Consider the following 25,820-nt stretch of genomic DNA (forward strand, 5'->3'; position numbering starts at 1 on the left):
TTTGGCTTGAAATTGTGGTCCCGAGGCCACGGTTCCGCCATCTCTGTTGTGCTATAGAATTGATTCACGTTGCCCGTTCTTTCGGGCCGGCTAGCCATGACAGTGAGGGCCAGGGCCTCCTATGCGGTTTGTTCTGCGACTCTTCGGGTGGCTTTTTGCCGCCGGCACGATCGTCTTCGTGATTGGCGCCGTGGGCGCGGCCGGCCTCGTCTGGCATTACTCGAAGGACCTTCCCGATTCGGCCCAGCTCAGGAACTATGAGCCGCCGGTGATGACGCGCGTCCATGCCGGCGACGGCAGCCTGATCGCGGAGTTCGCGCGCGAGCGCCGACTTTATATGCCGATCCAGGCCGTGCCCAAGCTCGTTATCCAGGCCTATCTCTCGGCCGAGGACAAGAATTTCTACAAGCATGTCGGCGTCGACCCCGAAGGGCTCGTGCGCGCTGCGATCAGCAACTTCCGCAACAAGGGAGTCCGCAGACCGCAAGGCGCATCGACGATCACCCAACAGGTCGCGAAGAATTTCTTCGTCGGCGCCGAACAGAGCTACGAGCGCAAGATCCGCGAGGCGCTTGTCGCTCTGCGCCTCGAGGCGACCTATTCGAAAGACAAGATCCTCGAACTCTATCTCAACGAGATCTATCTCGGCGCGCCGGCTCCGGGGCAGGGTAGCTATGGCATCGGCGCCGCGGCGCTGAACTATTTCGGCAAGTCGGTGCATGAGCTGAACCTGCAGGAGGTGGCGTATCTGGCCGCCTTGCCCAAGGCGCCGACCGACCTGCACCCCTTTCGCAACCGCGAGCGCGCGATCGAGCGGCGCAACTATGTGATCGATCGCATGGTCGAGAACGGCTATGTCACGCGCGAAGCCGGCGACACGGCCAAGAAGCAGCCGCTCGGCGTCAATCCGCGCACGGTTTCGCCCAACAACATCGCCGCCGGCTATTTCGCCGAAGAAATTCGCCGCGAATTGCAGGATCGCTATGGCGAGAAGAAGCTGCTCGAAGGCGGCCTTTCCGTGCGCTCGACCGTCGATCCGAAGATGCAGTTGATGGCGCGCAAGGCGCTGGTCGACGGGTTGGTACGTTTCGACGAGGCGCGCGGCTGGCGCGGCGCGATCCAGAAGATCGACCTGAGTGCTCGCGACTGGGGCCTGGCGATCGGCGAGCTGAAAGTGCTGGGCGATGTCGCCCCCTGGCGTCTCGGTGTCGTTCTCGATGTTACCGGCGATACGGCTCGCATCGGTCTCCACCCGCTCACCGACACCTCGGGTGCGCTGCGCGGAGAACGAACGACCGTGACGCTGGGGGCAGATGGCATCAAATGGACGCGGCGTGCGCGCGTCTCGCAGGCCGTATCGGTCGGCGATGTCGTCTATGTCGAACCGATCGACAACCGGCCGGGCCAGGTTCGCCTGCGGCAATTGCCCGAGGTCAACGGAGCCATCACCGTGATGGATCCGTTCTCGGGCCGCGTGCTCGCCATGGTCGGTGGCTTCTCGCACGACCAGTCTGAGTTCAACCGCGCGACGCAGGCGTTGCGCCAGCCCGGCTCCTCGTTCAAGCCTTTCGTCTACGCCACCGCGCTCGACAACGGCTATACGCCGTCGAGCATCGTGCTCGACGGCCCCATCGAGATCGACCAGGGCGGCGGGCTTGGCATGTGGCGGCCGGAAAATTACGACGGCAAGTCGACCGGGCCTCACACCCTTCGCTATGGCATCCAGTTCTCCAAGAACCTGATGACGGTCAGGCTCGCCAAGGATGTCGGCATGCCGCTGATCGCGGAATATGCCCGTCGTTTCGGCGTCTATGACGACATGCTGCCCGTCCTCTCGATGGCGCTGGGCGCCGGCGAGACCACGGTGATGCGGATGACCGCCGGCTACGCCATGCTCGTCAATGGCGGCAAGCGCATCCGCCCGACTCTGATCGACCGCATCCAGGACCGCTGGGGCGCGACCATCTTCCGGCACGACCAGCGCGTCTGCGAAGGCTGCGACGCCGAAAAGTGGAACAATCAACGTGAGCCGCGGCTCGTCGACAACCGCGACCAGGTTCTCGATCCCCTGACCGCTTATCAGATGGTCTCGATCCTTGAAGGCGTGGTCAATGCGGGCACGGCGACGGTGGTGAAATCCGTCGGCAAGCCGCTCGGCGGCAAGACCGGCACCACCAACGAGGCCAAGGACGTCTGGTTCGTCGGCTTCTCGCCGGACCTCGCCGTCGGCGTCTATATGGGCTTCGACAAGCCGAAGTCGCTCGGCACCTCTGCGACAGCCGGCCAGTACGCCGCGCCGATCTTCCGCGATTTCATGATGGCGGCGCTCAAGGACAAGCCGGCGACGCCATTCCGCGTGCCTGCCGGAATTAAGCTGATCCGGGTCGATCCCAGGACCGGCATGCGCTCCGGCGGCGAGGGCGGCATCCTGGAGGCGTTCAAGCCCGGCACCGCGCCGCCCGACAGCTACTCCGTCATAGGAGCCGCCGGCGACGGCTCGACCCCACTCAGCGTCTCCCCCGGCGGCGGGCGCTCGGTCGGCTCCGGGACGGGCGGGTTGTACTGACCCGGACACGTCATTCCCAAGCGAGACCCTCGGGTCCGATCTTCGATCGGCCCAAGGGTACACTCCGCGCAAGCTCGGGAATCTCGTGCCGGAGGCGGGTTGGCTCTAAAGGCTATTGTGAGCCACCGGGCGTTTACAGCCGGCGTTTTCACCCCTATCTCAGCGCTTCACTTCAAGAAGCTTCAGCGAAAGTTCTGACACGCCCATGCGTCCTGAAATCCAGACCCAGCTCGACAACGCCAAGCAGTCGATTGGACTGCTGAGGAGGCATCTTTGACTGGGATCAAGCACAACGCCGTCTCGCCGAACTGAACGCCCTCTCGGAGGGGCCCGATTTCTGGAACGATGCCGACGCCGCGCAGAAGCTGATGCGCGAACGCACCTCGCTCGAGGATCAGATCAACGGCATCGTCAAGCTCGAGCGTGATCTCGACGATGCACTGACGCTGATCGAGCTCGGCGAGATGGAGGAGGATGAAGCCTCCGTCACCGAGGGCGAGGGCGCGATCAAGGCCGTCGAAGCCGAAGCCGCGCGCCGACAGGTCGAGACGCTGCTGTCGGGCGAAGCCGACATGCTCGACACCTATCTCGAGATTCATCCCGGCGCGGGCGGTACCGAAAGCCAGGACTGGGCCGAGATGCTGCTGCGGATGTATCGGCGCTGGGGCGAGCGGCGCAAGCTCAAGGTCGAGACGCTGGAATACCAGGACGGCGACACCGCGGGCATCAAATCGGCGACCCTGCAGTTCAAGGGGCACAACGCCTATGGCTGGCTGAAGACAGAATCGGGCGTGCACAGGCTCGTGCGCATCTCGCCGTTTGATTCCAATGCGAGACGCCAGACCTCCTTCGCCTCCGTTTGGGTCTATCCTGTTGTCGACGACCGCATCGTCATCGACATCAACGAATCCGATTGCCGGATCGACACCTACCGGGCGCAGGGCGCGGGCGGCCAGCACATCAATACGACCGATTCGGCTGTCCGCATCACCCATATCCCGTCAGGCATCGCGGTCTCGTGCCAGCAGGAGCGATCGCAACACAAGAACAAGGCCAAGGCCTGGGACATGCTGCGCGCGCGCCTCTATGAGGTCGAGCTGAAGAAGCGCGAAGACAAGGCCAATGCCGAGCAGGCCTCGAAGACCGATATCGGCTGGGGCCACCAGATCCGCTCCTACGTGCTGCAGCCCTATCAGCTGGTGAAGGATCTGCGCACCGGGGTGAGTTCGACGGCCCCGAGCGACGTGCTCGACGGCGCGCTTGACCCCTTCCTCGAAGCTTCGCTGGCGCAGCGGGTCTATGGCACCGAAGTCGAGGTCGAAGACATCGATTAAAGCAGTTTCGGATCCAGTTGGATCGTCATTGTTAAAGCGTTCTCTTCACGCGAACCGGTATCCACTTCGCTCCAATAAGCAAAATGGCCGGCCCAGCAGGGTCGGCCATTCTGCTTTCGTCTGGCTTCGGCTCGATGCCGTCACGCGGGCTGAGCTCCGCTCCGGCTTGAGAAATCCTAGAGCGTCGCCCGCCCGGCGAGCTTGGCTCCGGCGCGCAGGAAGCGGGTTGGGTCCATCGGCTCTTCGTTGATCCGGGTCTCGTAATGCAGATGTGGGCCTGTCGAGCGGCCGGTGGTGCCGACACGGCCGATCACCGTGCCCGTGGTCACGACCTGGCCGACCGAGGCCAGGATCGCCGACATATGGGCATAGCGCGTGCTGATGCCGTTGCTGTGCTCGATCTCGACCATATTGCCGTAGCCGCCGTTATATTCGGCAACGATGACCTTACCCGGCGCGGTGGCGCGGATCGGCGAACCAGCCTCGGCGCGGAAATCGACGCCGGTATGCATCGCCGGGCCGCGCGTAAAGGGGTCGACGCGATAGCCGTAATTCGAGGTGAAATCCGCATCGCCTGCCATGGGGCGAGCGAGCGGCAATTGTTCGGTGAGGCCGCGCAGGCGGAAAACCGCGGCAATACGTGGCTGCAGCGCATCCAGCGTCGCCTCGAACGGCCCCTTCGACGGGTCGACCTTGAAGGGCACGAAGGGGCCGCCGGTACCGCCAGCCACGGGACCAGCCGGGTTCATCTTGTCGGTGTCGATGCCGATTTCAGCGAGCGCGCTGCGCATGCGCTTCTGCGAATCGGCCAGGCTCTCATCCATGTCCTTCAGCGCGGCAAGCTGCGCGCCTGCAGTTGTCGTGATGGCGCGGTCCAGCCGTGTCAGGGCCGCCGCGACCCGCTGGGCAGGAGGCTGGGGCTGGGGTTCATCTGCTCCCGACAACCAGGGCGCAGCCTTGCCGGCATCGGTCTTGTTGGTGTCCGCCTTGCCGGTTTCGGCGCCGCGCAAGCCCGGGGCATCCGGGGCCGGCATCGGCTTGGCCGGCATGATCGGCGCGAAGCTGGTGATGCCGGAGGCGCGAATCGGCTCTTCCGGCTTGAGTATCCGGGGCCGCAGCGGGGCTTTGATGCTTGAGGTGATGCCGCCGGTCTGGAGCGTGTCGGCGAGCGCGGTGACGAGCGCCTGGCGCGATTCGACTTCGGCCTGCCGGGTCGCGAGCTCGTCGACGCGGGCCTCGACGCCGTCCTGGTCGAGAAGCGCGCGGCTGGCCAAACGGTCGATATCCGCCCGCAAGGCGGTGATCCGGTCCTCATAAGCGTATTGGCGGGTGGTCTCGCGCGTGATCAAACGCGCCGCCAGGTCGTCCTTGCTGAGGATGTACCATCCGGCGGCACCGCTGCAGGCCGTGGTGACCGTCAGCCAGGCAAGGCCAGCAAACACCGTCACGCGGCGCATCGTGTAGGTCTTGTGGGTGAAGAGCCCGGTGACCGGAAGGGCGGGTGCGGAGAAGGACTGTGTCATACGCGGGACCGGATGTTACGCTGCCGATCCCGCCATTAGGGTTGGTTAAGGTTAATCTTTCGCAAATTGCCTGCTTTTCGACGGGACGCCCGTCGATTCCGCGTCAGAGCGCCCGGGCGGCGGCGAGGACTTCCTCGGCATGACCGGCGACCTTCACCTTGGGCCAGATGCGAGCGATCTTGCCCTCACGGTCGATCAGGAAGGTGGTGCGCTCGACGCCCATATAGGTACGGCCATACATGCTCTTCTCGACCCAGATGCCATAGGCCTGCAGCACGGTCTGGGTTTCGTCGGCGGCAAGCGCAAAATCGAGTCCATGCTTCTTCTTGAACTTGTCGTGGCTCTTCACCGGATCAGGCGAAATGCCGACGATCTCCGCGCCGGCATCCGTGAAGGCCTTGCGCAGGCCGTTGAACGCGATCGCCTCCTGGGTGCAGCCCGGTGTATCGTCTTTGGGATAGGCGTAGAGGACGACTTTTCGTCCCTTCAGGCCAGCGAGCGAAAGCGTGCCGCCGCCATCGCGTGCGAGCGTGAAATCGGGGGCCTTGTCGCCTTCGTTCAATGCCATGTTTCGCCTTCCTTTCGTCGCCTTCGGCCTGCAAGAGCAGCGCTCCGCCGCCTGGTCTCAATATGGCGCGCGCAGGCGCAGCCGCTAGTATGATTCTATTCGTATCGATGCCGATTCGGACGCGACGCCGAAACATCGTCCGGGATCGGGCGTTGACGTCCGAGCGCTGACGGCCGACCCCCGTGAAAACGCCTTCTCCGAACGCAGGACGACGCAGGCATTGCAAGAGCAGCACGCGAACAGGAGCACCCCGCCGGCGGAGGCAACCGCCGCCGCGCAGGAGGCCTGCGACATCGCGGCTGTGAAGAAGCGCGCGAAGGCCGGGTTGGTCACGATAGCGGTTGCTGTCATCGTCGCGGTTCTGACACTGGCGGGCGCTGCCGTGACCCTCCTGGTCACGGGTTTGATCCCGCTATCGGGCCTCGAGGGGCGCATCGCTGGCGCAATCGAGGAGAGGCTCGGTGCGGGCTGGACGGTCGAGGCGGCGGCCGCGGAACTCGGCCGCATAGACGGCCACTCGCAGCTGCGCGTCAGGCAGGTCTCGTTTCGTCATACCAGCGGCGCGGTCATCCGCGCGCCGGAGGCCGTGCTCGGCTACGAGCCGCTCCCGCTGTTGCTGGGGGAGATCAAGCTGGTCTCGGTCGACCTGCGCGGCGTGAATGTCCGCCTCGGCGTCGACAAGAACGGGGCGCTGATCGTCAATGCCGATTCGGCTCCCGCGGAGGCGCAGCCGGCTTCGACGCTGCCCGATACCGGCCAGTGGAACGCCTTCACCGGCATCATGGGAGCGGTCGCGACGCTGGCGCAGGGCGAGGGCTTGCTCGGAGCGCTGCAGACGGCGGGCATGCATGGCGCCCGCCTGTCGCTGATCGACCCTGATGGGCGCCAACGCGCCGGTTTCGAGGATGTCGAGATCAGCCTGTCACGCACCGGCGAGCGGACGACGCGCCTGAGCGCGAAGGGCCGCACCGGGCAGCGCTGGAAGGAGCTCGCGATCGATCTGTCGAGCGAGGCCGACGGCACGCAGCGCGCCGATATCGACATCGTCCGTTTCGAGCCCGCAGAGGTCGTGGCGCTCGCCTTCGGCAGCGGCGGGATCACCATCGAGGGCCTGCCGCTGAAGGGCCGCGCGACGCTGACCCAGAAGCCGAACGGCCAGAAGGCGATCACGGCCCGGCTCGACGTGCTGCCGGGCACCATCCAGTTTCCGGGCGGCCCATTAGCACCGATCGCCGTCGAATCGGGCCATATCGAGGTCGCGAGCGAGAATGATTTCTCTGTCCTCCAACTGTCGATGGGGGAGTTGAACGCCGGTGCGACCCGGCTCAAGGGCGCTGGCACGCTGCGCGAGGAGAATGGCGCCTGGAGGCTGAATCTGGACGCTGCCGGTCAGATTCCCGGAGTCGATCAGGAGCCGCCTGTCGCCATCGACAGCCTGAGGGCGAATCTGCTGCTCGATCCGCGCTCGAACGAGGTGCGGATCGACGCCATGTCGGTGAAGGGGCCCGCGATCACGGCGGACATGACGGGATTGGTGCAGAAGACCGGCGAATCGCCGACACAACGCTTCTCGATCAAGGCGACCGATTCCGATGTCCGGGCCGTGCTGGCGCTGTGGCCGCGCTGGACCTCGCCCGATGTCCATACCGCGTTGTCGCGGCAGTTCGTTGCTGGCCGGGTCGGCAGCCTCGCGGTCGAACTCGATCTGCCGGCCGAGGATCACGCCCGGCTGGTGCGCGGGGCTGGCTTGCCAGATGGCGCACTCAGCGTTGCCATCGAGGCCAGTCAGGTACGCTATCTGCCCGGGCCGGGGCTGCCGCCGCTGGTCGACGGCGTCGTCTCTGGCAAGACGACAGGGCGAACGGTGCAGCTCCAGATCGCCAAGGCTGCGGCTGATCTGGGCGGCGGCAGGCAGCTCATGCTGAGCGAGGGCAGCTTCAGCATGGCCGAGACCTGGGTGCAGCGAGCGCCGGCGCGCGTGGCGTTCCGCTCGACGGGACCGATGGAGGCGCTGATGGCGCTGTTCACCTTCCCGGCCCTGAAGGATTTTTCATCGGGGCCCCTCGACCCTGCCGCGATCAAGGGCATGACCGACCTCAAGACGGTCATCAACTTGCCATTGGCCGACGACCCCAAGCCCAGTGAGATCGTGGTGCAGAGCGTCGGTACGCTCTCCAATATTTCGTCTGATGTGATGCTCGGCAGTGAAAAGCTCGAAGGCGGCAATCTGAGCTGGAACTTCGACAAGACCGGCTTGCTGATAAAGGGAGAGGCTCGCATCAGCGGCGATCGCGGGCAGATCGAGATTCGACAGGACAATCACGGCAAGGGCGAGGCGAGCTTGTCCCTGCTGCTCGACAGTGCGGCGCGACAGAGGCGCGGGCTGGGGCCCGAGAGCGGCATCGGCGGCCCGATTCAGGTCAAGGTGGCGAAGGCCCTGGGCAAGGGCGTGGATACGCTGCCGCGCGTCGAGATCGATCTGACCAAGGCGACGCTCGATGGCGTCATTCCGGGCCTCAACAAGGCTGCAGGCCGGCCAGGGCGTGTGAGCTTCAGCTATGCCGCCGACGCCAATGGGCCCGACCTCGAAGATTTCGTGCTGGACGCCGCGCCGGCCCTGATCAAGGGCCGGATCGAACTGAACAAGCAGAACGGTTTCGAAAGCGCGACGCTGTCGCAGCTCAAGATCTCGCCGGGCGATAATCTCAAGGTCGAGGCCAGGCGCGACGGCAATGTGACCAAGCTTGTCATTCGCGGCGCGGTGGCGGATGTGCGCCCCTTCATCCGTGATCTGCAGAGCGCGTCGGGGCCGGCCGCGCGCGGCGACAAGAATGCGGCCAAGGGCGGCGATCTCGACATCGACCTGGAGGTCCCGATCCTGACCGGTTTCAACAGCGAGGCGATCAGCAATGCATCGCTCAAGCTGTCGAAGCGCGGAGGCGAGATGCGGGCGCTTGCCTTCCAGGGCCGGATTGGCCGGGCAGACGTCACCGCCAAGCAGGCGCGGCAAGGCGATACGCCGGGCGCGATCGTCATCCAGTCCGAGAATGGTGGCGCGCTGTTGCGTTTCGTCGATCTCTACCGGCGCGCCTATGGCGGCGACTTCATCCTGAGCCTGGGGCCGGGCGATACGCGCCAGAGCGGCGAATTGCTGTTCCGCGACTTCATGGTGCGTGACGAGCCGGCTCTGCGCCGGGTCGTCGGCGAGCAGCCGGGAGCGGCCCCGGCCGGGGACCGGACCGGTGGCGCCGGGCCGGCGCCGGCGCCGCTGCGGATCGACGTCAGCGAAGTCGCCTTCACCAAGCTCAGGGCCGTTTTTACCCGCTCAGCCAGCAGGCTCGACGTCTCCGACATGGTGATCTGGGGACAGCAGCTCGGCTTCACCCTGCAGGGCAATGTCGATTATGGCCGGGATCGCGTCGATATCGGCGGCACTTTCGTGCCGGGCTATGCCTTCAACAATGCCTTCGCCCAGGTTCCTGTCGTCGGCGCGTTGCTCGGCGGCGGCAGCCAGTATGGCGGGCTGTTTGCGGTGAACTTCCGGATATCGGGCGCCGCAAGCGCTCCGACCATGACGATCAATCCGCTCTCGGCGCTAGCGCCGGGTATCCTGCGCCGCTTTGTCGATCCGCTCGGCGGCTCGCCGATCCAGCAGCAGCCGCAGGCCGCGCCGGCACCAGGGCGCTGAAGCCACGACGTCGGAGCGGGTATCAGACCCCCTCCGACGTTCTCACTTCCGGAGATGCGGCGGCGGCGTCGGAAACCAGAGCCCGCTTTTCCGGTCGATATGTTACTGCGCGCGCAGCAGGACGTGCTTCTTCCTGCCGAAGGACAGCTTGATCACCCCTTCGCCCGACAGCTCCGAAAGCGTCAGCGTTGCGCGCTCGTCCGTGACGGCTGCGTCATTGACCCGAAGGCCACCCGCCTTGACCTGTCGCCGCGCCTCGCCGGTCGAGGGCACGAGGCCGGCTTTGACGAAGGCGGTCAGCACGCCGAGACCGGTTTCAAGCTCGGACCTTGCCACGGCGACGCTGGGAAGATCGTCTGCAAGCGCCCCATCCTCGAAGGTCTTGCGCGCAGTCTCAGAGGCCGCATCGGCAGCCTCCCGGCCATGCAGCATGGCTGTGACCTCGGTCGCGAGAATCTTCTTGGCCTCGTTGATCTCGGCGCCGCCCAGCGCCGCGAGCCGGGCGATCTCTGCCATTGGCATCGTGGTGTAGAGCTTCAGGAAGCGCTCGACATCGGCGTCCTCGGTATTGCGCCAGAATTGCCAGAAGTCGTAGGGGCCCATCAGTTCGGCGTTGAGCCAGACGGCGCCCGAGGCCGTCTTGCCCATCTTGCCACCAGACGATGTCGTCAACAGCGGCGAGGTCAGGGCATAGAGCTGGACATTGCTCATGCGGTGCCCGAGGTCGATGCCGTTGACGATATTGCCCCACTGGTCGGAGCCGCCCATCTGCAGGATGCAGCCCGTGCGCCTGTTCAGCTCGACGAAGTCGTAGGCCTGCAGGATCATGTAGTTGAATTCGAGGAAGGACAGCGACTGCTCGCGCTCCAGCCTTGTCTTGACGCTGTCGAAGGACAGCATGCGGTTGACCGAGAAATGCCGGCCGACATCGCGCAGGAATTCGAGATAGTTCAGCCCGAGCAGCCAGTCGGCGTTGTTCATCATCGTCGCCGGACCGCCGAAATCGAGATAGTTGGCGAAGACGCGCTTGATCCCGGTGAGGTTGCGCTCGATGTCCTCGACCGTCAGCAGCTTGCGTGACTCCTCCTTGAAAGAGGGGTCTCCGACCATCGACGTGCCGCCGCCCATCAGCGCGATCGGCCTATGGCCGGTCGCCTGCATCCAGTGCAGCATCATGATCTGGATCAGCGAACCGGCATGCAGCGAGGTCGCTGTGGCGTCGAAGCCGATATAGGCGCTGATCGGCCCTTTGAGCGCAGCAGCGTCCAGGCCCTCGGGATCCGAGATCTGGTGGACGTAGCCACGCTCGGAGAGAACATGGAGAAGGTCTGATTTGAAGCTAGTCATCACATGATCAATCGGCTGGCTGGATCATTTGGCATGGCTCGCGACCGTCTCGTGACAGGCGAGCCATCATGGCGCGATCAGGGCCGCCCGTCATAGTCGGGCTTGTCCTGACCATCCACGTCTTCATTCGCCAAGAGCGGTATTCAAGACGTGGATGCTCGCCACAAGGGCGAGCATGACGGCGAGGGACGGGCGGAGCCGAGGACTACTCCTGCTCCTGCGCCTCGCGCTCTTCCTTCGGGATCTCGGGGCCGACATTGCGGTCGAGATAGGCGCTGACCTGTTCCATCAATTGGTCGACACGGCCGTCGAAGAAGTGGTTGGCCCCCTCGACCACCGCATGTTCGATCAGGATACCCTTCTGGGTCTTCACCTTCTCGATCACCGCCATGACCTCCTTGACCGGCGCGACGCGGTCTTCCGAGCCGTGCACGAACAAGCCGGAGGAGGGGCAGGGCGCCAGGAAGGAGAAGTCATAGCGGTTGGCCATCGCCGCGATCGACATGAAGCCCTCGATCTCCGGGCGGCGCATCAGGAGCTGCATGCCGATCCAGGCGCCGAAGGAGACGCCGGTGATCCAGCAGCTCTTGGCCTCGGGGTTGAGTGCCTGCATCCAGTCGAGCGCGGCGGCGGCATCGGACAATTCGCCCGCACCGTGGTCGAAATGGCCCTGGCTGCGGCCGACGCCGCGGAAATTGAAGCGCAGCGCCGAAAAGCCCCGGTTCACGAAAGTGTAGAACAGGTTGTAGACGATCTGGTTGTTCATCGTCCCGCCGAATTGCGGGTGCGGATGCAGGATGATCGCGAGCGGCGCCCCGCGCTTCTTGGCGGGCTGATAACGGCCCTCGATCCGGCCGGCCGGTCCGTTGAAAATCACCTCTGGCATTGTCGTCTCGCCTTTTGTTGGGCCAAGGCCGCGTGCGCCGGGCAAAACAGCGCGCAAAAGCCGCCGAAAATACCCGGTCGCCCTTGACGACCCAGCCGCTCGCGCCCTACATCAAGCGCTTAGAATAGTTCTAACAGCCGTGAACAATACGGGAACATGCGGATAGCGCATCACTTCGGCGCCGCCGTCGTCCCAGCCACGGCCGGTTCGGACGGGCGGCTATAGCACGGCGCATGGGTGCAATTTCAAGCATTTCGTGCCGACCGTCTTCCGCGAGGCAGGATTGGAGCCAGTGAGATCGTGACAGGAGCGACCCGCGCCTATCTCGACCACAATGCCACCACGCCGGTGCGGCCGGACGTGGCGCAGGCGATGGCGCGCGCGCTGATGCTGCCAGGAAACCCGTCATCGGTCCATCATGAGGGCAGGGCGGCCCGTGCCGCGATCGAGCAGGCGCGAATACAGCTCGCCGCGCTTGTCGGGGCGAAGGCCGCCAATGTCGTCTTCACCAGCGGCGGCACCGAGGCCAATGCGACCGTGCTGTCGCCTGGATTGATGGATTGCAGCGGCGGGCGCGACTGCGTCAGGACACCGGCCTCGCTGCTGCTTTACGGCGCAACGGAACATGCCTGCATTCGCGACGGACATCGGTTCCCGGCCAGCGCTGCCGAGGCGATCCCTGTCGATAAGGATGGGCTTGCCGACAAGGATTGGCTCGCAGGACGGCTGGAGCGGCTTGCCGCGGAGCAGCCTGGCGCGCGCGCGCTGGTCTCGCTGCACCTCGCCAATAATGAGACCGGCGTGCTTCAGCCGGTTGCCGGGATTGCGACCATCGCCAGGCATTTCGGGGCCCTGATGCATTGCGACGCGATCCAGGCCGCCGGCAAGATAGCCATCGACATCAATATGTTGGGCGTCGATGTTCTGACGCTGTCCGCCCACAAGCTCGGCGGACCGAAGGGCGTCGGCGCGATCGTCTTCCGCACCGGCGCGCTGGAGCTTGCCGACAAGCCCATGCGCGGTGGCGGGCAGGAGCGCGGCTGGCGCGCCGGCACAGAAAATGTGGCCGGCATTGTCGGCTTCGGGATGGCGGCAGAGATTGCAGCCAAGGCCATCGAGGCGGAGGCCAATCGGCTTTCCGCCTTGCGCGACAGGCTGGAGGCCGGGCTGCTGGTTCTCGCGCCCGAGACCATGGTTTTCGGCAGCTCTGCGCCGCGCCTGCCCAACACCAGCGCCTTCGCCACGCCCGGAATTCGGGCGGAGACGGCGCTGATCATGCTCGACCTGAATGGCGTCGCGCTGTCTTCCGGCTCGGCCTGCTCGTCGGGCAAGGTCAAGCGCTCGCATGTGCTGGACGCCATGGGCGTCGACCCTGCCATGAGCGCAGGGGCCTTGCGGGCGAGCCTCGGATGGAGCACCTGCGCAGCGGAGATCGATCAGTTTTTGGCGGCCTATGCGAAAGCACTGGTCGCGACCAAGGGCCGGGAGGTTCAGGCGGCGGCCTGAACCTCCCGATAGATGACCAAACCGGCGGGCCTTGAACCCGCGACTGGAGAATAGGCAATGGCAGCGGTCCAAGAGACCATTGATCAGGTCAAGTCGATCGACGTGACCGAATACAAATACGGCTTCATCACCGAGATCGAGATGGACAAGCCCGCCAAGGGCCTGACCGAAGATACGGTGCGCTACATCTCGGCGCGCAAGAACGAGCCGGAATGGATGCTGGAATGGCGGCTCGACGCCTTCCGCCGCTGGAAGACCATGACCGAGCCGGCCTGGTCGCGCGTGCAGTATCCGCCGATCGACTATCAGGACATCTATTATTACGCCGCGCCGAAGAAGGGCGCCGATCCGAAATCGCTCGACGAGGTCGATCCGGCAATCCTGGAGACCTACAAGAAGCTCGGCATCCCGCTGCGTGAGCAGGAGATCCTGGCCGGTGTCGCACCGGAAAATCGGGTCGCGGTCGATGCCGTGTTCGACTCGGTTTCGGTCGTCACCACCTTCAAGAAGGAGCTGGCCGAGGCCGGCGTGATCTTCTGCTCGATCTCGGACGCGATCCAGGAGCATCCCGAGCTGGTGCGGAAATACCTCGCCACCGTGGTGCCGGTGACCGACAATTATTTCGCGACGCTGAACTGCGCCGTCTTCACCGACGGCTCCTTCGTCTACATCCCCAAGGGCGTGCGCTGCCCGATGGAATTGTCGACCTATTTCCGCATCAACGAACAGAACACCGGTCAGTTCGAGCGCACGCTGATCATCGCCGATGAGGGCTCCTATGTGAGCTATCTCGAAGGCTGCACCGCGCCCAAGCGCGACGAGAACCAGCTCCACGCTGCCGTGGTCGAATTGATCGCTCTCGACGATGCCGAGATCAAATACTCGACCGTGCAGAACTGGTATCCGGGCGATGCCGAGGGCAAGGGCGGCATCTACAACTTCGTCACCAAGCGCGGCGACTGCCGGGGCAAGAACGCGAAGATCTCCTGGACGCAGGTCGAGACCGGTTCGGCGATCACCTGGAAATACCCGTCCTGCATCCTGCGCGGCGACGGCTCACGCGGCGAGTTCTACTCGATCGCGGTGTCGAACGGCGCGCAGCAGGTCGATAGCGGCACCAAGATGATCCATCTTGGCAAGAACACGACCTCGAAGATCATCGCCAAGGGCATCGCGGCGGGCAAATCCGACTCGACCTATCGCGGCATGGTCTCGGCGCACCGCAAGGCGACGGGCGCGCGCAACTTCACCAATTGCGATTCGCTGCTGATCGGCGACCAGTGCGGCGCGCACACCATCCCCTATATCGAGGCCAAGACCGCGACCGCGATCTTCGAGCACGAGGCGACGACCTCCAAGATCGGCGAGGACCAGCTGTTCTATTGCCAGCAGCGCGGCCTCTCGGAGGAGGAGGCGGTGGCGCTGATCGTCAACGGCTTCGTCAAGGAGGTGCTGCAGCAACTCCCGATGGAGTTCGCGGTCGAAGCGCAAAAGCTGATCACGATCTCGCTCGAGGGCTCCGTCGGCTGATGCCGTCATGGTCGGGCTCGGCCCGGCCACCCCGTCTTTCTTTTTCACGTTCAAGTCGTGGATGCTCGGCACAGGGCCGAGCATGACGCGGCGGAAATCCGGACCGAAACAATGCTCGAAATTCGCAATCTCGTCGTCAAGATCGCTGACGAAGACAAGCAGATCATCAATGGCCTCGATCTCACCGTCAATGACGGCGAGGTCGCCGCGATCATGGGGCCCAACGGCTCCGGCAAATCGACGCTCTCCTATGTCATCGCCGGCAAGGAGGACTATGAGGTCCTCGACGGCGAAATCCTGCTGAACGGCGAGAACGTGCTGGAGATGGAGGCCGATGCGCGCGCCGCCGCCGGCATCTTCCTCGCCTTCCAGTACCCGCTGGAGATCCCCGGTGTCGCCACCATGACCTTCCTGAAGGCTGCGATGAACGCGCAGCGCAAGGCGCGCGGCGAGGCCGAGTTGCTGACGCCCGACTTCATCAAGCGCGTCAACAGCGCGGCCGATGCGCTCAGCATCGACAAGGCCATGCTGCGCCGGCCGCTCAATGTCGGTTTCTCCGGCGGCGAGAAGAAGCGCATGGAAATCCTGCAGATGGCGCTGCTCTCGCCCTCGATGTGCATCCTCGACGAGACCGATTCCGGCCTCGACATCGACGCGCTGCGCATCGTCGCCGAGGGCGTGAATGCGCTCCGTGACAAGAGCCGCGGATTCCTCGTCATCACCCATTATCAGCGCCTGCTCGACCATATCGTGCCCGACACGGTGCATGTCATGTCGAAGGGCCGCATCGTGAAGACCGGCGGCAAGGAACTGGCGTTGGAGCTCGAGAAGAGCGGCTATGCGGCCTATGCGGAGGCGGCGTGATGGCCATCGTCACCCCCTTGAAGACGGCGGCCGAGCAGGCCCTGTCGCAGCAATTCGCCAATGTGAAGGCTGAATTGCCCGGCACGCTGCCCGTGCGCAAGCTGCGCGAGGATGCCTTCGCCGGCTTCGAGGCCAAGGGCCTGCCGCATCGCCGGCTCGAATCCTGGCGCTATACCGATCTGCGCGGTCTGCTGCGCGAGGCGAAGCCCCTGGCGACCGCTGCCAGTGTCACGCCGGCGATCACCGCCCGGCTCGCGGCGCTGCCATTCGACGGCGTCCGGCTCGTGCTGGTCGATGGCGCTTTCGCGCCCGAACTCTCGACACTTGAAGGCCTGCCCGAAGGCGTCAGCGTTCAGCCGCTGACCGAGGCGCTGGTCTCGACCCGCGAGGATCTGGCCCGCGTCCTGTCCGGGCCGAGCATCGCCGACAGCGACACAGCACTGATGCTCAATACCGCGCTGATGCGCGACGGCGTCTTCGTCGAGATCACCGAGGGCACGGAGCTTGCCGCGCCGATCGCCATCATCTCGCTGGCCTCGGGCGAGGATGAGATTGCGATCTTCCACCGCTCGGTCGTGCTCGCGGCAAAGGGTGTCAAGGCGACGATCATCGAGGTCAGCGAAAGCGCTGGGTCCAAGGCCTCCCAGATCAACAGCGCGATCGTTTTCGAGACCGGCGACGAGAGCGATGTGCAGCATCTGCGCCTCGTCACGCGCCAGGTTCCGGAGACCGTGCAGGTCCAGAGCCTGCTTGCGACGATCGGCGCTCACGCCAGGTTCGAGAGCTTTGCGCTGGTCTGCAAGGCGGCCACGCTGCGCCAGCAATATTTCGTGAAATATGCCGGCGAACACAGCGAGATCGGCCTGCGGGGCGTCAATCTGCTTGGCGGAGCCGAGCATTCCGACGTCACTTTGGTGATGGACCATGCGGTGCCTCACGGCGTCAGCCGCGAGCTGTTCAAGAACATCATCGGCGGCGAGGCCACCGGCGTTTTCCAGGGCAAGGTCATCGTGCGCCCCCATGCACAGAAGACCGATGGCGGCATGAAGAGCAACACGCTGCTGCTGAACGACGGCGCCTCGATGTTCAACAAGCCGGAGCTCGAAATCTTCGCCGACGACGTGGTCTGCGGCCATGGCGCGACGGTCGCGCAGATGGATGGCGAGCAGCTCTTCTACCTGATGGCGCGCGGCCTGCCGCGGCCGCAGGCCGAAGCGCTGGTGCTGCAGGCCTTCGCCGGCGAGGCGGTCGAGTTCGTGGCTGATGAGGATCTGCGCGCCTTCGTCATGGCCGAGATCGAAGCGTGGCTTTCCCTGCGCGAGGCCTCCTCGGTGGTGAGCGCGGTCTGATGCCCTATGTCAATCTCCAGATCACCAAGGGCGCGACCCGAGAACAGAAGGCGGAGATCGTCAAGGCGTTCACCGACACGCTGGTGCGCGTGCTCGGCAAGAACCCCGCGAATACGCATATCGTGATCCAGGAGATCGAGCGCGAGAATTGGGGCCATGCCGGCGCCCTTGTCGACAAGCCGCGCGAGCCGGGAAAGGCGTGACATGAACGCGATGGCGAAACCTTACGACGTCGAGGCGGTCCGCAAGGATTTCACCATCCTGTCGCGAGACGTCTACGGCAAGCCATTAGTCTATCTCGACAATGCGGCCTCGGCGCAGAAGCCCGAGGTCGTGATCGAGGCGATGACGAAGCTGATGCGCGAGGACTACGCCAATGTCCATCGCGGCCTGCACTACCTCGCCAACGCCTCGACCGAAGCCTATGAGGCGGCCCGCGAGAGCGTCCGGCGCTTCCTCAACGCGGCGCATCTGGAGGAGATCGTCTTCACGCGCTCCTCGACGGGCTCGCTGAACACGGTCGCATCCTCGCTCGGGCGCTACCTGAAGATCCAGGAGGGGGACGAGATCATCCTCTCGATCCTGGAGCACCATTCCAATATCGTGCCCTGGCACTATTGGCGCGAGCGGCAAGGCGCCGTGATCAAATGGGCTCCGGTCGACGAGGACGGCAATTTCCTCGTCGAGGAGTTCGAGAAGCTGATCACGCCGCGGACCAAAGTGGTCTCGCTGACGCATATCTCGAACGCGATCGGCACGATCGTTCCGATCGCGGAGGTCGCGGCGATCTGCCGGGCCTACAAGATCCCGCTGGTCGTCGACGGCAGCCAGGGCGCTGTGCATCTGCCTGTCGATGTGCAGGCGCTGGGCTGCGATTTCTACTGCTTCACCGGGCACAAGACCTACGGGCCGACCGGCTCCGGCGTGCTCTGGGGCAAGCGTGAGTGGCTGGAGAAGCTGCCGCCCTATGAAGGCGGCGGCGAGATGATCGTCACCGTCAGCGAGGACGCGATCACCTATAATGATCCGCCGCACCGCTTCGAATCCGGCACGCCGGCGATCATCGAGGCGGTCGGGCTGGGCGCGGCGCTCGACTACATGATGGCTCTCGGCCGCGAGAACATCGCAGCGCATGAGGCAAGCCTCAACGACTACGCCATGAAGCGGCTCGGCGAGATGAACTCGATCCGCATCTTCGGCAAGGCCCGGCAGAAGGGCGCGATCGTCGCCTTCGAGATGAAGGGCGCCCATGCCCATGACGTCGCGACCGTGATCGACCGGTCCGGTGTCGCGGTTCGGGCCGGCACCCATTGCGCCATGCCGCTTCTGGCCCGATATGGAGTGACATCGACCTGTCGTGCTTCATTCGGGCTCTACAACACGCTCGAGGAAGTGGATAAGCTGGTCGAAGCCCTGCGGAAGGCCGAGACGCTGTTTGCGTGACGGCCGCTCGCCTGAACTGGAATTAGCGATGACCGATACCGCCGAGGAACTGAAGCCGAATGCGCCGACCATGGGCGCGAGCTCCAGCCTGCCGCCCGAGGAGATCGATCGGCTCACCGACGACATCATCGCCGCGCTGAAGACTGTCTACGATCCCGAAATCCCGTCCGACATCTACGAGCTCGGCCTGATCTATCGCGTCGACATCGCCGATGATCGCCAGGTCGCGATCGACATGACACTGACCGCGCCGGGCTGCCCCGTCGCCGGCGAGATGCCGGGCTGGGTCGAGAATGCTGTCAGCACCGTGCCGGGCGTCTCGGGCGTGACCGTCAACATGACCTTCGATCCGCCCTGGGACCAGTCGCGCATGTCCGACGAAGCGAGAGTAGCCCTCGATATGTGGTGATCTGGACGCTCTCCCGCTGCGCATGCATCATGGCATCATGCGCATGACGAAGTGGGATTATGTCGCTTTTCCGATCCTGGCGGCGCTGCTGCTGGGCGTGACCTATAGCGCCTTGCGGCTTGTCGGCTTCTTTGGGCTTGGCGTTCTGGGCCTGGTCATCGGCTTCATCGCGGTGCGGATGGAGCTGGAGCGCGACGGTGCCGGCAGCAGCGATCCCACGACGCTTGCCGCGCAGTTCGAGGCGCGCGAGCGCATGTCCCGCGCGGAGCGCGCCGGCTTGCAGGCGGAGCAAGCCTTCCGGTTGAAGCCGCTTTTCGTGGCGCGGATCGTTGCAACCGGCTTCGTCATTCTCGGTTTTGGGCTCCATTTCCTGCTCTGATCGATCGCATTCGCTTTGTTCATTTCTGCAAGCCGCGAAACGATGGCATCTGAGGCTGGGGCCTGATCCTGCCCCCGCCGGAGCCAGCCATGCGCAAATACGCCTATGAGACCGTCGACGTCTTCACCGAGACCCGTTTCGGCGGAAACCAGCTCGCCGTCTTCACCGATGCGCGCGGTCTCTCGGACGCCGAGATGCAGTCGCTTGCGGCGGAGATGAACTATAGCGAGACGACCTTCGTCCTGCCGCCGAGTGACCCCGCCAACGACGCCCGCGTGCGCATCTTCACGCGCAAGCATGAGATGCCGTTCGCCGGGCATCCCAATGTCGGCACCGCCTTCGTCCTGGCCCGCCATGGGCGGGATCGCGACGGCGTGCTGCGCTTTGAAGAGTTGGCCGGGCCGGTCGAGGTCAGGATCGCCGGCGACGCAGAAGGCGAGGTCCAAGGCGCCACCATCGCTGCCCCCCAGCCTCTCTCCACGGGGATCGAGTTGCCGGTCGAAGGCATCGCAGCCTGCGCCGGCCTCCAGCCCTCTGATATCGTGGTCGCCAACCATCGCCCGGTCCGCGCCTCGGTCGGCGTTCATTTCGTCCTCGCCGAGGTCGCGGCGGACGCCTTGTCGAAGGCGCAGCCGGATATCGCGGCCTTCCGGGACCTGCGTGACGCGACGCCCGCTCTGGAAGGCCGGCTCTCGCTGTTCATCTATGCCCGTGACGGCGCCACCATCCGGGCGCGGATGTTCGCGCCGCTCAGCGATACCTGGGAGGATCCCGCAACCGGCAGCGCCAGCGCCACCACGGCCGCGCTCCTGCTATCCCTTCAGGGCGGCGAGATGGCGGAGTTCACGCTGACGCAGGGCGTCGAGATGGGGCGGCCGAGCCTGCTCAAGCTCAAGGCCTGGCGTGCGCCCGACGGTATCCGCGCCACGGTCGGCGGCTCCTGCGTGCCGGTGCTGCGCGGCGAGGCGCTGCTTTAGAGCGTTTTCGAGCGAAGTGGACACCGGTTCGCGTGAAGAAAACGCTTTAAAACAAGGGGCTCGAGCATCGGCCCGAAAAGTGGGAACCGGTTTTCTGGAGAAGCCGACGCAGAATCAAAGCCCTACGGCATCAGACCGAATACGGTAGTCGGTCTGATGCCGTAGGGCTGTCCATCGTTCGGGCGCAGTTCTACGCGATTCAAGCCTCGAGGCCGAGCTCCGCGCGGGCGCGTTTGCTCAGCTTGGCGGCGATCAATCTGTGGCTCTCGCGCAGATAGTCCAACAAGACCTCATCGGGCATGCCCTCGTCGGTTTGACGCTGGATCCAGCTCATGCCGCGCGAGGCGAGGTAGGGGGCCGGCCGCAGGCCGGGCTGCTCCTTCAGGATGTCGTAGCTCGCCCAGGAGCATTTGAAGGTCACCGCGAAGGTCTCGCCCGCGCTCTCCCTGGCGATGGCGAAGACCTTGCCGCCGACCTGGCCGCCGACCTTCCAGACATGGGCGTCGCCCCATTGCACGACATGGCTCGTGGCGGGGAGGGTGGCGCAGAAGGCGTCGTATTCGGCGAGCGTCATCGTCGTTGCGCTGCCCTGTTCAATAGCTCTCGGCGTCGATGCTGAAGCGCTTCGCCGCCGCACCGATCTGCGACCAGGTCTCGTCGTCGAGCGGAATGCCGGCCTTGGCCCGTTCGATCCGCGTCGCACGCTCCTTGTCGCCTGGCGCGAGGACGGGATTGGCCTCGTCCTGCGGTTTGGCGGCGCGCACGAAGGCGAGGTAGCTTTCGATCCGGCTCTTGCGCAGCGAAGCGTCGGGCTCCAGCCGCGCGGGGTCGATCAGCACGCCGAAGAGCGAGTTGATGATCCAGCTCTTCTGCGGCTTCTCATCGATGCGCGCGGCGCCCATCAGCCCGGCCGAGAGCAGTTCCGCGATCAGTGAGAGGCCTGCACCCTTATGGTCTCCGAAAGGCAGGAGCGCGCCCAGCGGCAAGTCCGGGATGGCGTGCTGGAAGACGTGCTTGGGGTCGGTGGTCGGCCGGCCCTCGCCGTCGATGATGTAGCCCGGCGGCACCTGGACGCCCTTGTTCAGCGCGACGCGGGCCTTGCCATGGGCCATGCGGCTGGTGGCGAAATCGAGGATGATCGGATCGCTCCCCGGCACCGGAATGCCGATCGCGTGCGGGTTGGTGCCGAAGCGCGCTTCCTTGGCAGCGAAGGGGGCGACGATCGGCGCACGGCCGGCGACATTGACCCAGAACAGCGAGATCAATCCAGCCTCGGCGGCGATCTCGGCATAATGGCCGATGCGGCCGATATGGTGGGAATCGAGCAGGTTCAGGATGGCGACGCCGCCGGCAATCGCCATTGCCCCGGCCTGCTCGACCGCATTGCGGGCGGCGGGCTGGCCGAGCGCGACCTGGGCATCGACGATCAGGAAGGGAGCGGCATCGAGCCGGGCATGGGGCCTGGATTGCGGCTTCAGATTGCCGTCGGCCAGCGACTGGAAATAGAGCGGGATCATCCCGACGCCATGGCTGTCATGGCCGCTCAGATTGGCGAGGACGAGATGGTCGGCGGTCTCCTGCGCCTCGGCCTCCGTCCAGCCGGCCTTGGTGACCATGTCGCGGACAAGGGCGCGGAGCGCTTCGGGGCGGTGCGTGCGGTAGGTCATCGTCTGTCGTCTTCGTCCCATTGTCGAGGTGGCCACAGTGCATGAGCGGGCGCTTCACGCAATGCGCGCAGTGAAAGGGCGGCCGTGCACTCCGGCATCTCGACGTTGCGCTCACCAATCCTTATGTTGTGGGCAGCAATCTTGCTTCATCGGGCCTTGAACCCGATCGAGGAGGGACGACGAATGTTTTCGATTCCGGGCCTGAAGGTGGTCTCCCTGACCGACGCGGCCGCCTCGCGCATCCGCGAGATCATGGCGCAATCGGCGCTCGATAACCCCGACGCTCCGGCGCTCGGCCTGCGGGTCGGCGTCAAGAAGGGCGGCTGCGCCGGCATGGAATACACCTTCGAGGTGGCGCGCGAGACGGCCAAGGGCGACGAGGTCGTCTCCGAGAAGGACGCGACCGTGATCGTCGACGCCAAGGCCGTGCTGTTCCTGCTCGGCACCGAGCTCGATTTCAAGACCGATCGCTTCTCCTCGACCTTCGTATTCAACAACCCGAACCAGGTCTCGGCCTGCGGCTGCGGCGAATCGGTCGAGATCAAGCCGCGCGCCGAGAGCGCGCTCGCGGCGCACTGAGCCCGCAGCGATGGATGTCGAAGGCATCCGCGAGCTTTTTGCAGATATTCTGCCGGTACGGGTGCGCAGGCTGTTCGGCGGCCTCGGCATCTATGACGGCGAGATGATCTTCGCCCTGGTCTTCAAGGGTGACATCTATCTCAAGACCTCGCCCGCGACGCTGGAGCGCTTCGTTGCCGCGGGCTGCCGGCCCTTTACCTATGAAGCGCGCAGCCGTGAGCGTGCGCTCGGCTATTGGAGCCTGCCGGATGCCGCACTGGATGACCCCGACACGTTGAGAATCTGGACGAATCTCGCGCGCGAGGCGGCGCGGCAGAAGGCTTCCCGCCTCAAGCCACGCGGCTCAAGGCTTCGAGCGCCTCTTCCGTGACGGTGCGGTTGCGGCCGTCGCGCTTGGCCTGCATCAGGGCCTGGTCGGCGCGGTCGACCAGAGACCCGGCGGTGTCGCCGCGACGATAGCCTGCAACGCCGAGCGAGATGGTGATGCGGCCGAGATTCTCGTTGGTCGAGCGCTTCACCAACTCGCGTGTCAGCAGGGCCTGGCGCACGGTCTCGGCGCCGAATTTGCCGGCGACCAGATCGGACTCCGGCAGGATGATCGCGAATTCCTCGCCGCCGAAACGGGTGATCACCGCCTTTTCCTTGAACTTGTCCTTCATGGTGCGGGCGACGAGGCGCAGCACCTGATCGCCGGTGAGATGGCCATGGGCGTCGTTGAACTTCTTGAAGTAGTCGATATCGGCCATGACCAGCGCGAAGGGCTCGCGGCGCAATGTCGCCTGATCGATCGATTTCTGCAGCATTTCCTCGAAATGGCGGCGGTTGGCGAGGCCGGTCAGCGGATCGGTCAGAGCCTCTGCGCGGGTCATCTCGAGCGCCTCGCGGAGATTGCGGATCTCGTTGGAGCTGTTGCGGAGTTGGGCTTCGAGCTGGGTCTTGCGGGTGACCTCTTCGCGCGTCGACAGCACGAGCGCCTCGACCCATTCGCGCAGCCTCTGCCGGTCCGCCGCTGGCGGCACGTCCTCGGACATGGCGGAGAGGCGGCCATGATAGCGCTCGCTGGACAGGAGCGTCTTGTCGACCAGCGACATCAGCCCGTCGATCTCCCCCAGGACCTGGAGGCTGGTGCGCTCTGCCTGTTTGGCGAGCCGGTCATTGCCGATGAAGCGATCATAGAGATTGTCGATGTCGGCGACGCCGACCTTGCCCTCGCTGCTGGCGAGGATCGCGTTCATCGCCATGCTCACGGCCGGCATCTCGCCGCTGAGATGGGCGTACCAGACCTCGAAAGCGCGCGGATAGCCCGGGGAACCGTGATCGCGCATAGCCGCGACGACCTGATCGGCCAGATCACAGGATTGAGCCGAAATCTGCGCGTGGTCGCTCATTGCCAATAGCCCGGACATGAAGCCGGCTCATGGTTTTCGACCATGACAGCTTCGATTGCACATCGAAGCGGGACATCCTGTCCGTCACAACGGCGGCATGCGCCCGTTCATGGCCGCTGCGCTGGCAGCAGCCATTCAGGAAACATGACGCCTCTGAGTTAATGCGAGGTTATGACCTAAGGTCAGATCTTTGGATTCAACCGACCTTGACGGGACGCATCAGGAAGGCCGGCACATGATCGCCGAGCCCCTTGACCTTCGGGCCGTCGTCATCGTCGCGCCGACGCGGCTCGGCAGCGCGCTCAGGCCTGGCGGCGCGAGGCTCGGGGCCGCGCTCCGGCTTGGCTGAACGCGATTCCGGCACCCGCTCGGGCTTGGCGGCCTGAGCGGCGGGGCTCTCGCCACGGATCTTGGTCTTCGTCGGCCCGTCGGCCTCGGGGCGACGGCGGCGCGGCGCGGCCTCCTCGTCGGAGGCTGGGCGTTCCACCCGGATCGGGCGCGGCGTCGTCTCGGGCTCGGCGCGGGGGCCGCGCTCGGGGCGACCACGGCCACCGCCGCGCGCCGGGCGGCGATCCTCGCCACGTCCGCCACGACCGCCATGGCGCTCCTCGCGTGGAGCGCCGGGCGGCAACGTATCGACGCCGCCGCCTTCCCAGGCGATCGGCTGGCCCATCAACTTCTCGATTGCCGCCACGAGCTTTTCGTCATGGCGCGTCACGATGGTGAAAGAGGCGCCTTCGCGGCCGGCGCGACCGGTGCGGCCAATGCGATGGACGTAATCCTCGGCATGGGTCGGCACGTCGTAATTGAAGACATGGCTGACCGCAGGGATATCGAGCCCGCGGGCGGCGACGTCGCTGGCGACCAGGATCGGATTCTCGCCGGTGCGGAAGGATTCCAGCGCCGCCATGCGAGCGTACTGGTCCATGTCGCCATGAAGCGAGACGGCGGGAAAACCATGCTTCTGCAAGGATTTATGCAGCGTTGCTACATCGCGCTTGCGGTTGCAGAACACGATCGCGTTCTGCAGGTCCCTGGCCTCCTTGATCAGCTTGCGCAACGTCTCGCGCTTCTCGAAATCCTGTCCGTTCGAGGCGATCAGGCGTTGCGTAATCGTGGTGGCCGCGGTTGCGGGGCGCGAGGCCTCGATGCGCACCGGATTGTGCAGGAACTGTTCGCTGATGCGCGTGATCTCTGGCGGCATCGTCGCGGTGAAGAACAGCGTCTGCCGCGTGAAGGGAACCAGCTTACAAACCCGCTCGATATCGGGGATGAAGCCCATGTCGAGCATGCGGTCGGCCTCGTCGATGACGAGGAGCTCGACGCCGGTGAGCAGCAGCTTGCCGCGCTCGACATGGTCGAGCAGGCGGCCGGGCGTCGCGATCAGCACGTCGACGCCGCGGGTGATCTTGGCATCCTGGTCCCCAAAAGAGACGCCGCCGATCAGCAACGCGACGGAGAGCTTCTGGTTGACGCCGTAGCGGGAGAAGTTCTCCTCGACCTGCGCGGCGAGCTCGCGCGTCGGCTCCAGGATCAGAGTGCGCGGCATCCGGGCTCGGGCGCGACCGTTTTCCAGAATGGTCAGCATCGGCAGGGTGAAGGCTGCCGTCTTGCCCGTGCCGGTCTGGGCGATGCCGAGAACGTCGCGGCGGGCGAGAACGTGGGGGATGGCCTGGGCTTGGATCGGCGTCGGCGTGGTGTAGCCTGCAGTCGTGACCGCGGTCAGAACCTTTTCACTCAGGCCGAGTTCGGCAAATGACATCGAATGTTGCGCTTCTTCAGGGTCGGTTACTCGAGGCGGGATGACCTATCAACCG

Annotated in this window: 22 protein-coding genes; 14 read left to right on the top strand and 8 right to left on the bottom strand. The window is 65.1% G+C overall.

The genetic code is table 11. The features are described 5' to 3' along the window. Positions 1-121: 121 nt before the first annotated feature. Positions 122-2,566 carry a penicillin-binding protein 1A gene (locus CYD53_RS03240; protein WP_103716719.1) on the top strand — a complete coding sequence of 815 codons (2,445 nt, stop codon included), beginning with the start codon at positions 122-124 and terminating at the stop codon, positions 2,564-2,566. Positions 2,567-2,771: 205 nt separating this feature from the next. Beyond that, positions 2,772-3,900, top strand: a protein-coding gene (gene prfB, locus CYD53_RS03245) for a peptide chain release factor 2 (RefSeq protein WP_103716720.1) whose coding sequence is annotated in 2 segments (ribosomal slippage) — positions 2,772-2,840 and positions 2,842-3,900 — 1,128 coding nt in all. Because the reading frame shifts where the segments join, the coding sequence is not laid out codon by codon here. Positions 3,901-4,076: 176 nt separating this feature from the next. On the opposite strand, the gene CYD53_RS03250 is transcribed toward prfB, so the two are convergent. Both CYD53_RS03250 and CYD53_RS03255 read right to left on the bottom strand, forming a co-directional pair. Further along, on the bottom strand, positions 4,077-5,423 hold the full coding sequence (locus CYD53_RS03250; protein ID WP_103716721.1) for a M23 family metallopeptidase: 1,347 nt from the start codon (positions 5,421-5,423) through the stop codon (positions 4,077-4,079). Between the two features lie 103 nt (positions 5,424-5,526). Continuing rightward, the gene (locus CYD53_RS03255) at positions 5,527-5,991 is read right to left on the bottom strand and encodes a peroxiredoxin (protein WP_103716722.1); all 465 of its coding nucleotides are present in this window, start codon (positions 5,989-5,991) and stop codon (positions 5,527-5,529) included. A gap of 220 nt (positions 5,992-6,211) precedes the next feature. Here CYD53_RS03255 and CYD53_RS03260 point away from each other — a divergent pair, with 220 nt between their 5' ends. Continuing rightward, complete coding sequence (locus tag CYD53_RS03260) at positions 6,212-9,679, top strand: AsmA family protein (protein ID WP_103716723.1); 3,468 nt, start codon at positions 6,212-6,214, stop codon at positions 9,677-9,679. Between the two features lie 102 nt (positions 9,680-9,781). Here CYD53_RS03260 and tyrS read toward each other — a convergent pair whose 3' ends face one another. Beyond that, a complete protein-coding gene (gene tyrS / locus CYD53_RS03265; RefSeq protein ID WP_103716724.1) occupies positions 9,782-11,026 on the bottom strand; it encodes a tyrosine--tRNA ligase in 1,245 nt (414 codons plus the stop codon). Positions 11,027-11,231: 205 nt separating this feature from the next. After that, positions 11,232-11,912, bottom strand: a complete 681-nt coding sequence (locus CYD53_RS03270; RefSeq protein WP_069691513.1) for an alpha/beta hydrolase — start codon at positions 11,910-11,912, stop codon at positions 11,232-11,234. 300 nt (positions 11,913-12,212) lie between these two features. Between CYD53_RS03270 and CYD53_RS03275 the strand changes: the two genes are divergently transcribed. The 9 genes from CYD53_RS03275 (at position 12,213) to CYD53_RS03315 (ending at position 20,369) form a co-directional block, all read left to right on the top strand. Continuing rightward, positions 12,213-13,418, top strand: a complete 1,206-nt coding sequence (locus CYD53_RS03275; RefSeq protein ID WP_103716725.1) for a cysteine desulfurase family protein — start codon at positions 12,213-12,215, stop codon at positions 13,416-13,418. 57 nt (positions 13,419-13,475) lie between these two features. Continuing rightward, complete coding sequence (gene sufB, locus CYD53_RS03280) at positions 13,476-14,948, top strand: Fe-S cluster assembly protein SufB (protein ID WP_103716726.1); 1,473 nt, start codon at positions 13,476-13,478, stop codon at positions 14,946-14,948. 111 nt (positions 14,949-15,059) lie between these two features. Continuing rightward, positions 15,060-15,812: a Fe-S cluster assembly ATPase SufC gene (gene sufC / locus CYD53_RS03285; protein WP_103716727.1), complete on the top strand. Its 753-nt coding sequence runs from the start codon at positions 15,060-15,062 to the stop codon at positions 15,810-15,812. After that, a complete protein-coding gene (locus CYD53_RS03290) occupies positions 15,812-17,161 on the top strand; it encodes a SufB/SufD family protein (RefSeq protein ID WP_103716728.1) in 1,350 nt (449 codons plus the stop codon). The genes sufC and CYD53_RS03290 overlap by 1 nt, the downstream gene beginning before the upstream one ends. Further along, positions 17,161-17,364 (top strand): tautomerase family protein, encoded by a 204-nt coding sequence (locus CYD53_RS03295; RefSeq protein ID WP_103716729.1) that lies wholly within the window; start codon positions 17,161-17,163, stop codon positions 17,362-17,364. Before CYD53_RS03290 ends, CYD53_RS03295 begins: the two co-directional genes overlap by 1 nt. Position 17,365: 1 nt before the next feature. Then, positions 17,366-18,604 (top strand): cysteine desulfurase, encoded by a 1,239-nt coding sequence (locus tag CYD53_RS03300; protein WP_103716730.1) that lies wholly within the window; start codon positions 17,366-17,368, stop codon positions 18,602-18,604. A 70-nt stretch (positions 18,605-18,674) separates the two neighbouring features. Next, the gene (locus CYD53_RS03305; RefSeq protein ID WP_425428263.1) at positions 18,675-19,013 is read left to right on the top strand and encodes an SUF system Fe-S cluster assembly protein; all 339 of its coding nucleotides are present in this window, start codon (positions 18,675-18,677) and stop codon (positions 19,011-19,013) included. A 43-nt stretch (positions 19,014-19,056) separates the two neighbouring features. Next, positions 19,057-19,392, top strand: a complete 336-nt coding sequence (locus tag CYD53_RS03310) for a hypothetical protein (RefSeq protein WP_146055805.1) — start codon at positions 19,057-19,059, stop codon at positions 19,390-19,392. A gap of 89 nt (positions 19,393-19,481) precedes the next feature. After that, on the top strand, positions 19,482-20,369 hold the full coding sequence (locus CYD53_RS03315; protein WP_103716733.1) for a PhzF family phenazine biosynthesis protein: 888 nt from the start codon (positions 19,482-19,484) through the stop codon (positions 20,367-20,369). 199 nt (positions 20,370-20,568) lie between these two features. Here the strand turns inward: CYD53_RS03315 and CYD53_RS03320 are convergent, their stop codons facing one another. Together CYD53_RS03320 and CYD53_RS03325 are read right to left on the bottom strand one after the other, a co-directional pair. Then, positions 20,569-20,943, bottom strand: coding sequence for an MmcQ/YjbR family DNA-binding protein (locus CYD53_RS03320; RefSeq protein WP_103716734.1), 375 nt, complete (start codon positions 20,941-20,943; stop codon positions 20,569-20,571). Positions 20,944-20,962: 19 nt separating this feature from the next. After that, entirely contained in the window at positions 20,963-22,036 is a 1,074-nt protein-coding gene (locus CYD53_RS03325) for a malate/lactate/ureidoglycolate dehydrogenase (RefSeq protein WP_181011697.1), read from the bottom strand. A gap of 183 nt (positions 22,037-22,219) precedes the next feature. Here CYD53_RS03325 and CYD53_RS03330 point away from each other — a divergent pair, with 183 nt between their 5' ends. After that, complete coding sequence (locus tag CYD53_RS03330; protein WP_181011698.1) at positions 22,220-22,615, top strand: HesB/IscA family protein; 396 nt, start codon at positions 22,220-22,222, stop codon at positions 22,613-22,615. A 10-nt stretch (positions 22,616-22,625) separates the two neighbouring features. Continuing rightward, a complete protein-coding gene (locus CYD53_RS03335; RefSeq protein WP_103716736.1) occupies positions 22,626-22,985 on the top strand; it encodes a TfoX/Sxy family protein in 360 nt (119 codons plus the stop codon). Here CYD53_RS03335 and CYD53_RS03340 read toward each other — a convergent pair. Together CYD53_RS03340 and CYD53_RS03345 are read right to left on the bottom strand one after the other, a co-directional pair. Next, positions 22,945-24,021 (bottom strand): GGDEF domain-containing protein, encoded by a 1,077-nt coding sequence (locus CYD53_RS03340; protein WP_103716737.1) that lies wholly within the window; start codon positions 24,019-24,021, stop codon positions 22,945-22,947. The genes CYD53_RS03335 and CYD53_RS03340 overlap by 41 nt on opposite strands. Positions 24,022-24,199: 178 nt before the next feature. Next, complete coding sequence (locus CYD53_RS03345) at positions 24,200-25,765, bottom strand: DEAD/DEAH box helicase (RefSeq protein WP_103716738.1); 1,566 nt, start codon at positions 25,763-25,765, stop codon at positions 24,200-24,202. Between the last annotated feature and the right edge of the window lie 55 nt (positions 25,766-25,820).

It is taken from the genome of Allobosea psychrotolerans (assembly GCF_002917105.1).
GTDB lineage: Bacteria > Pseudomonadota > Alphaproteobacteria > Rhizobiales > Beijerinckiaceae > Allobosea > Allobosea psychrotolerans.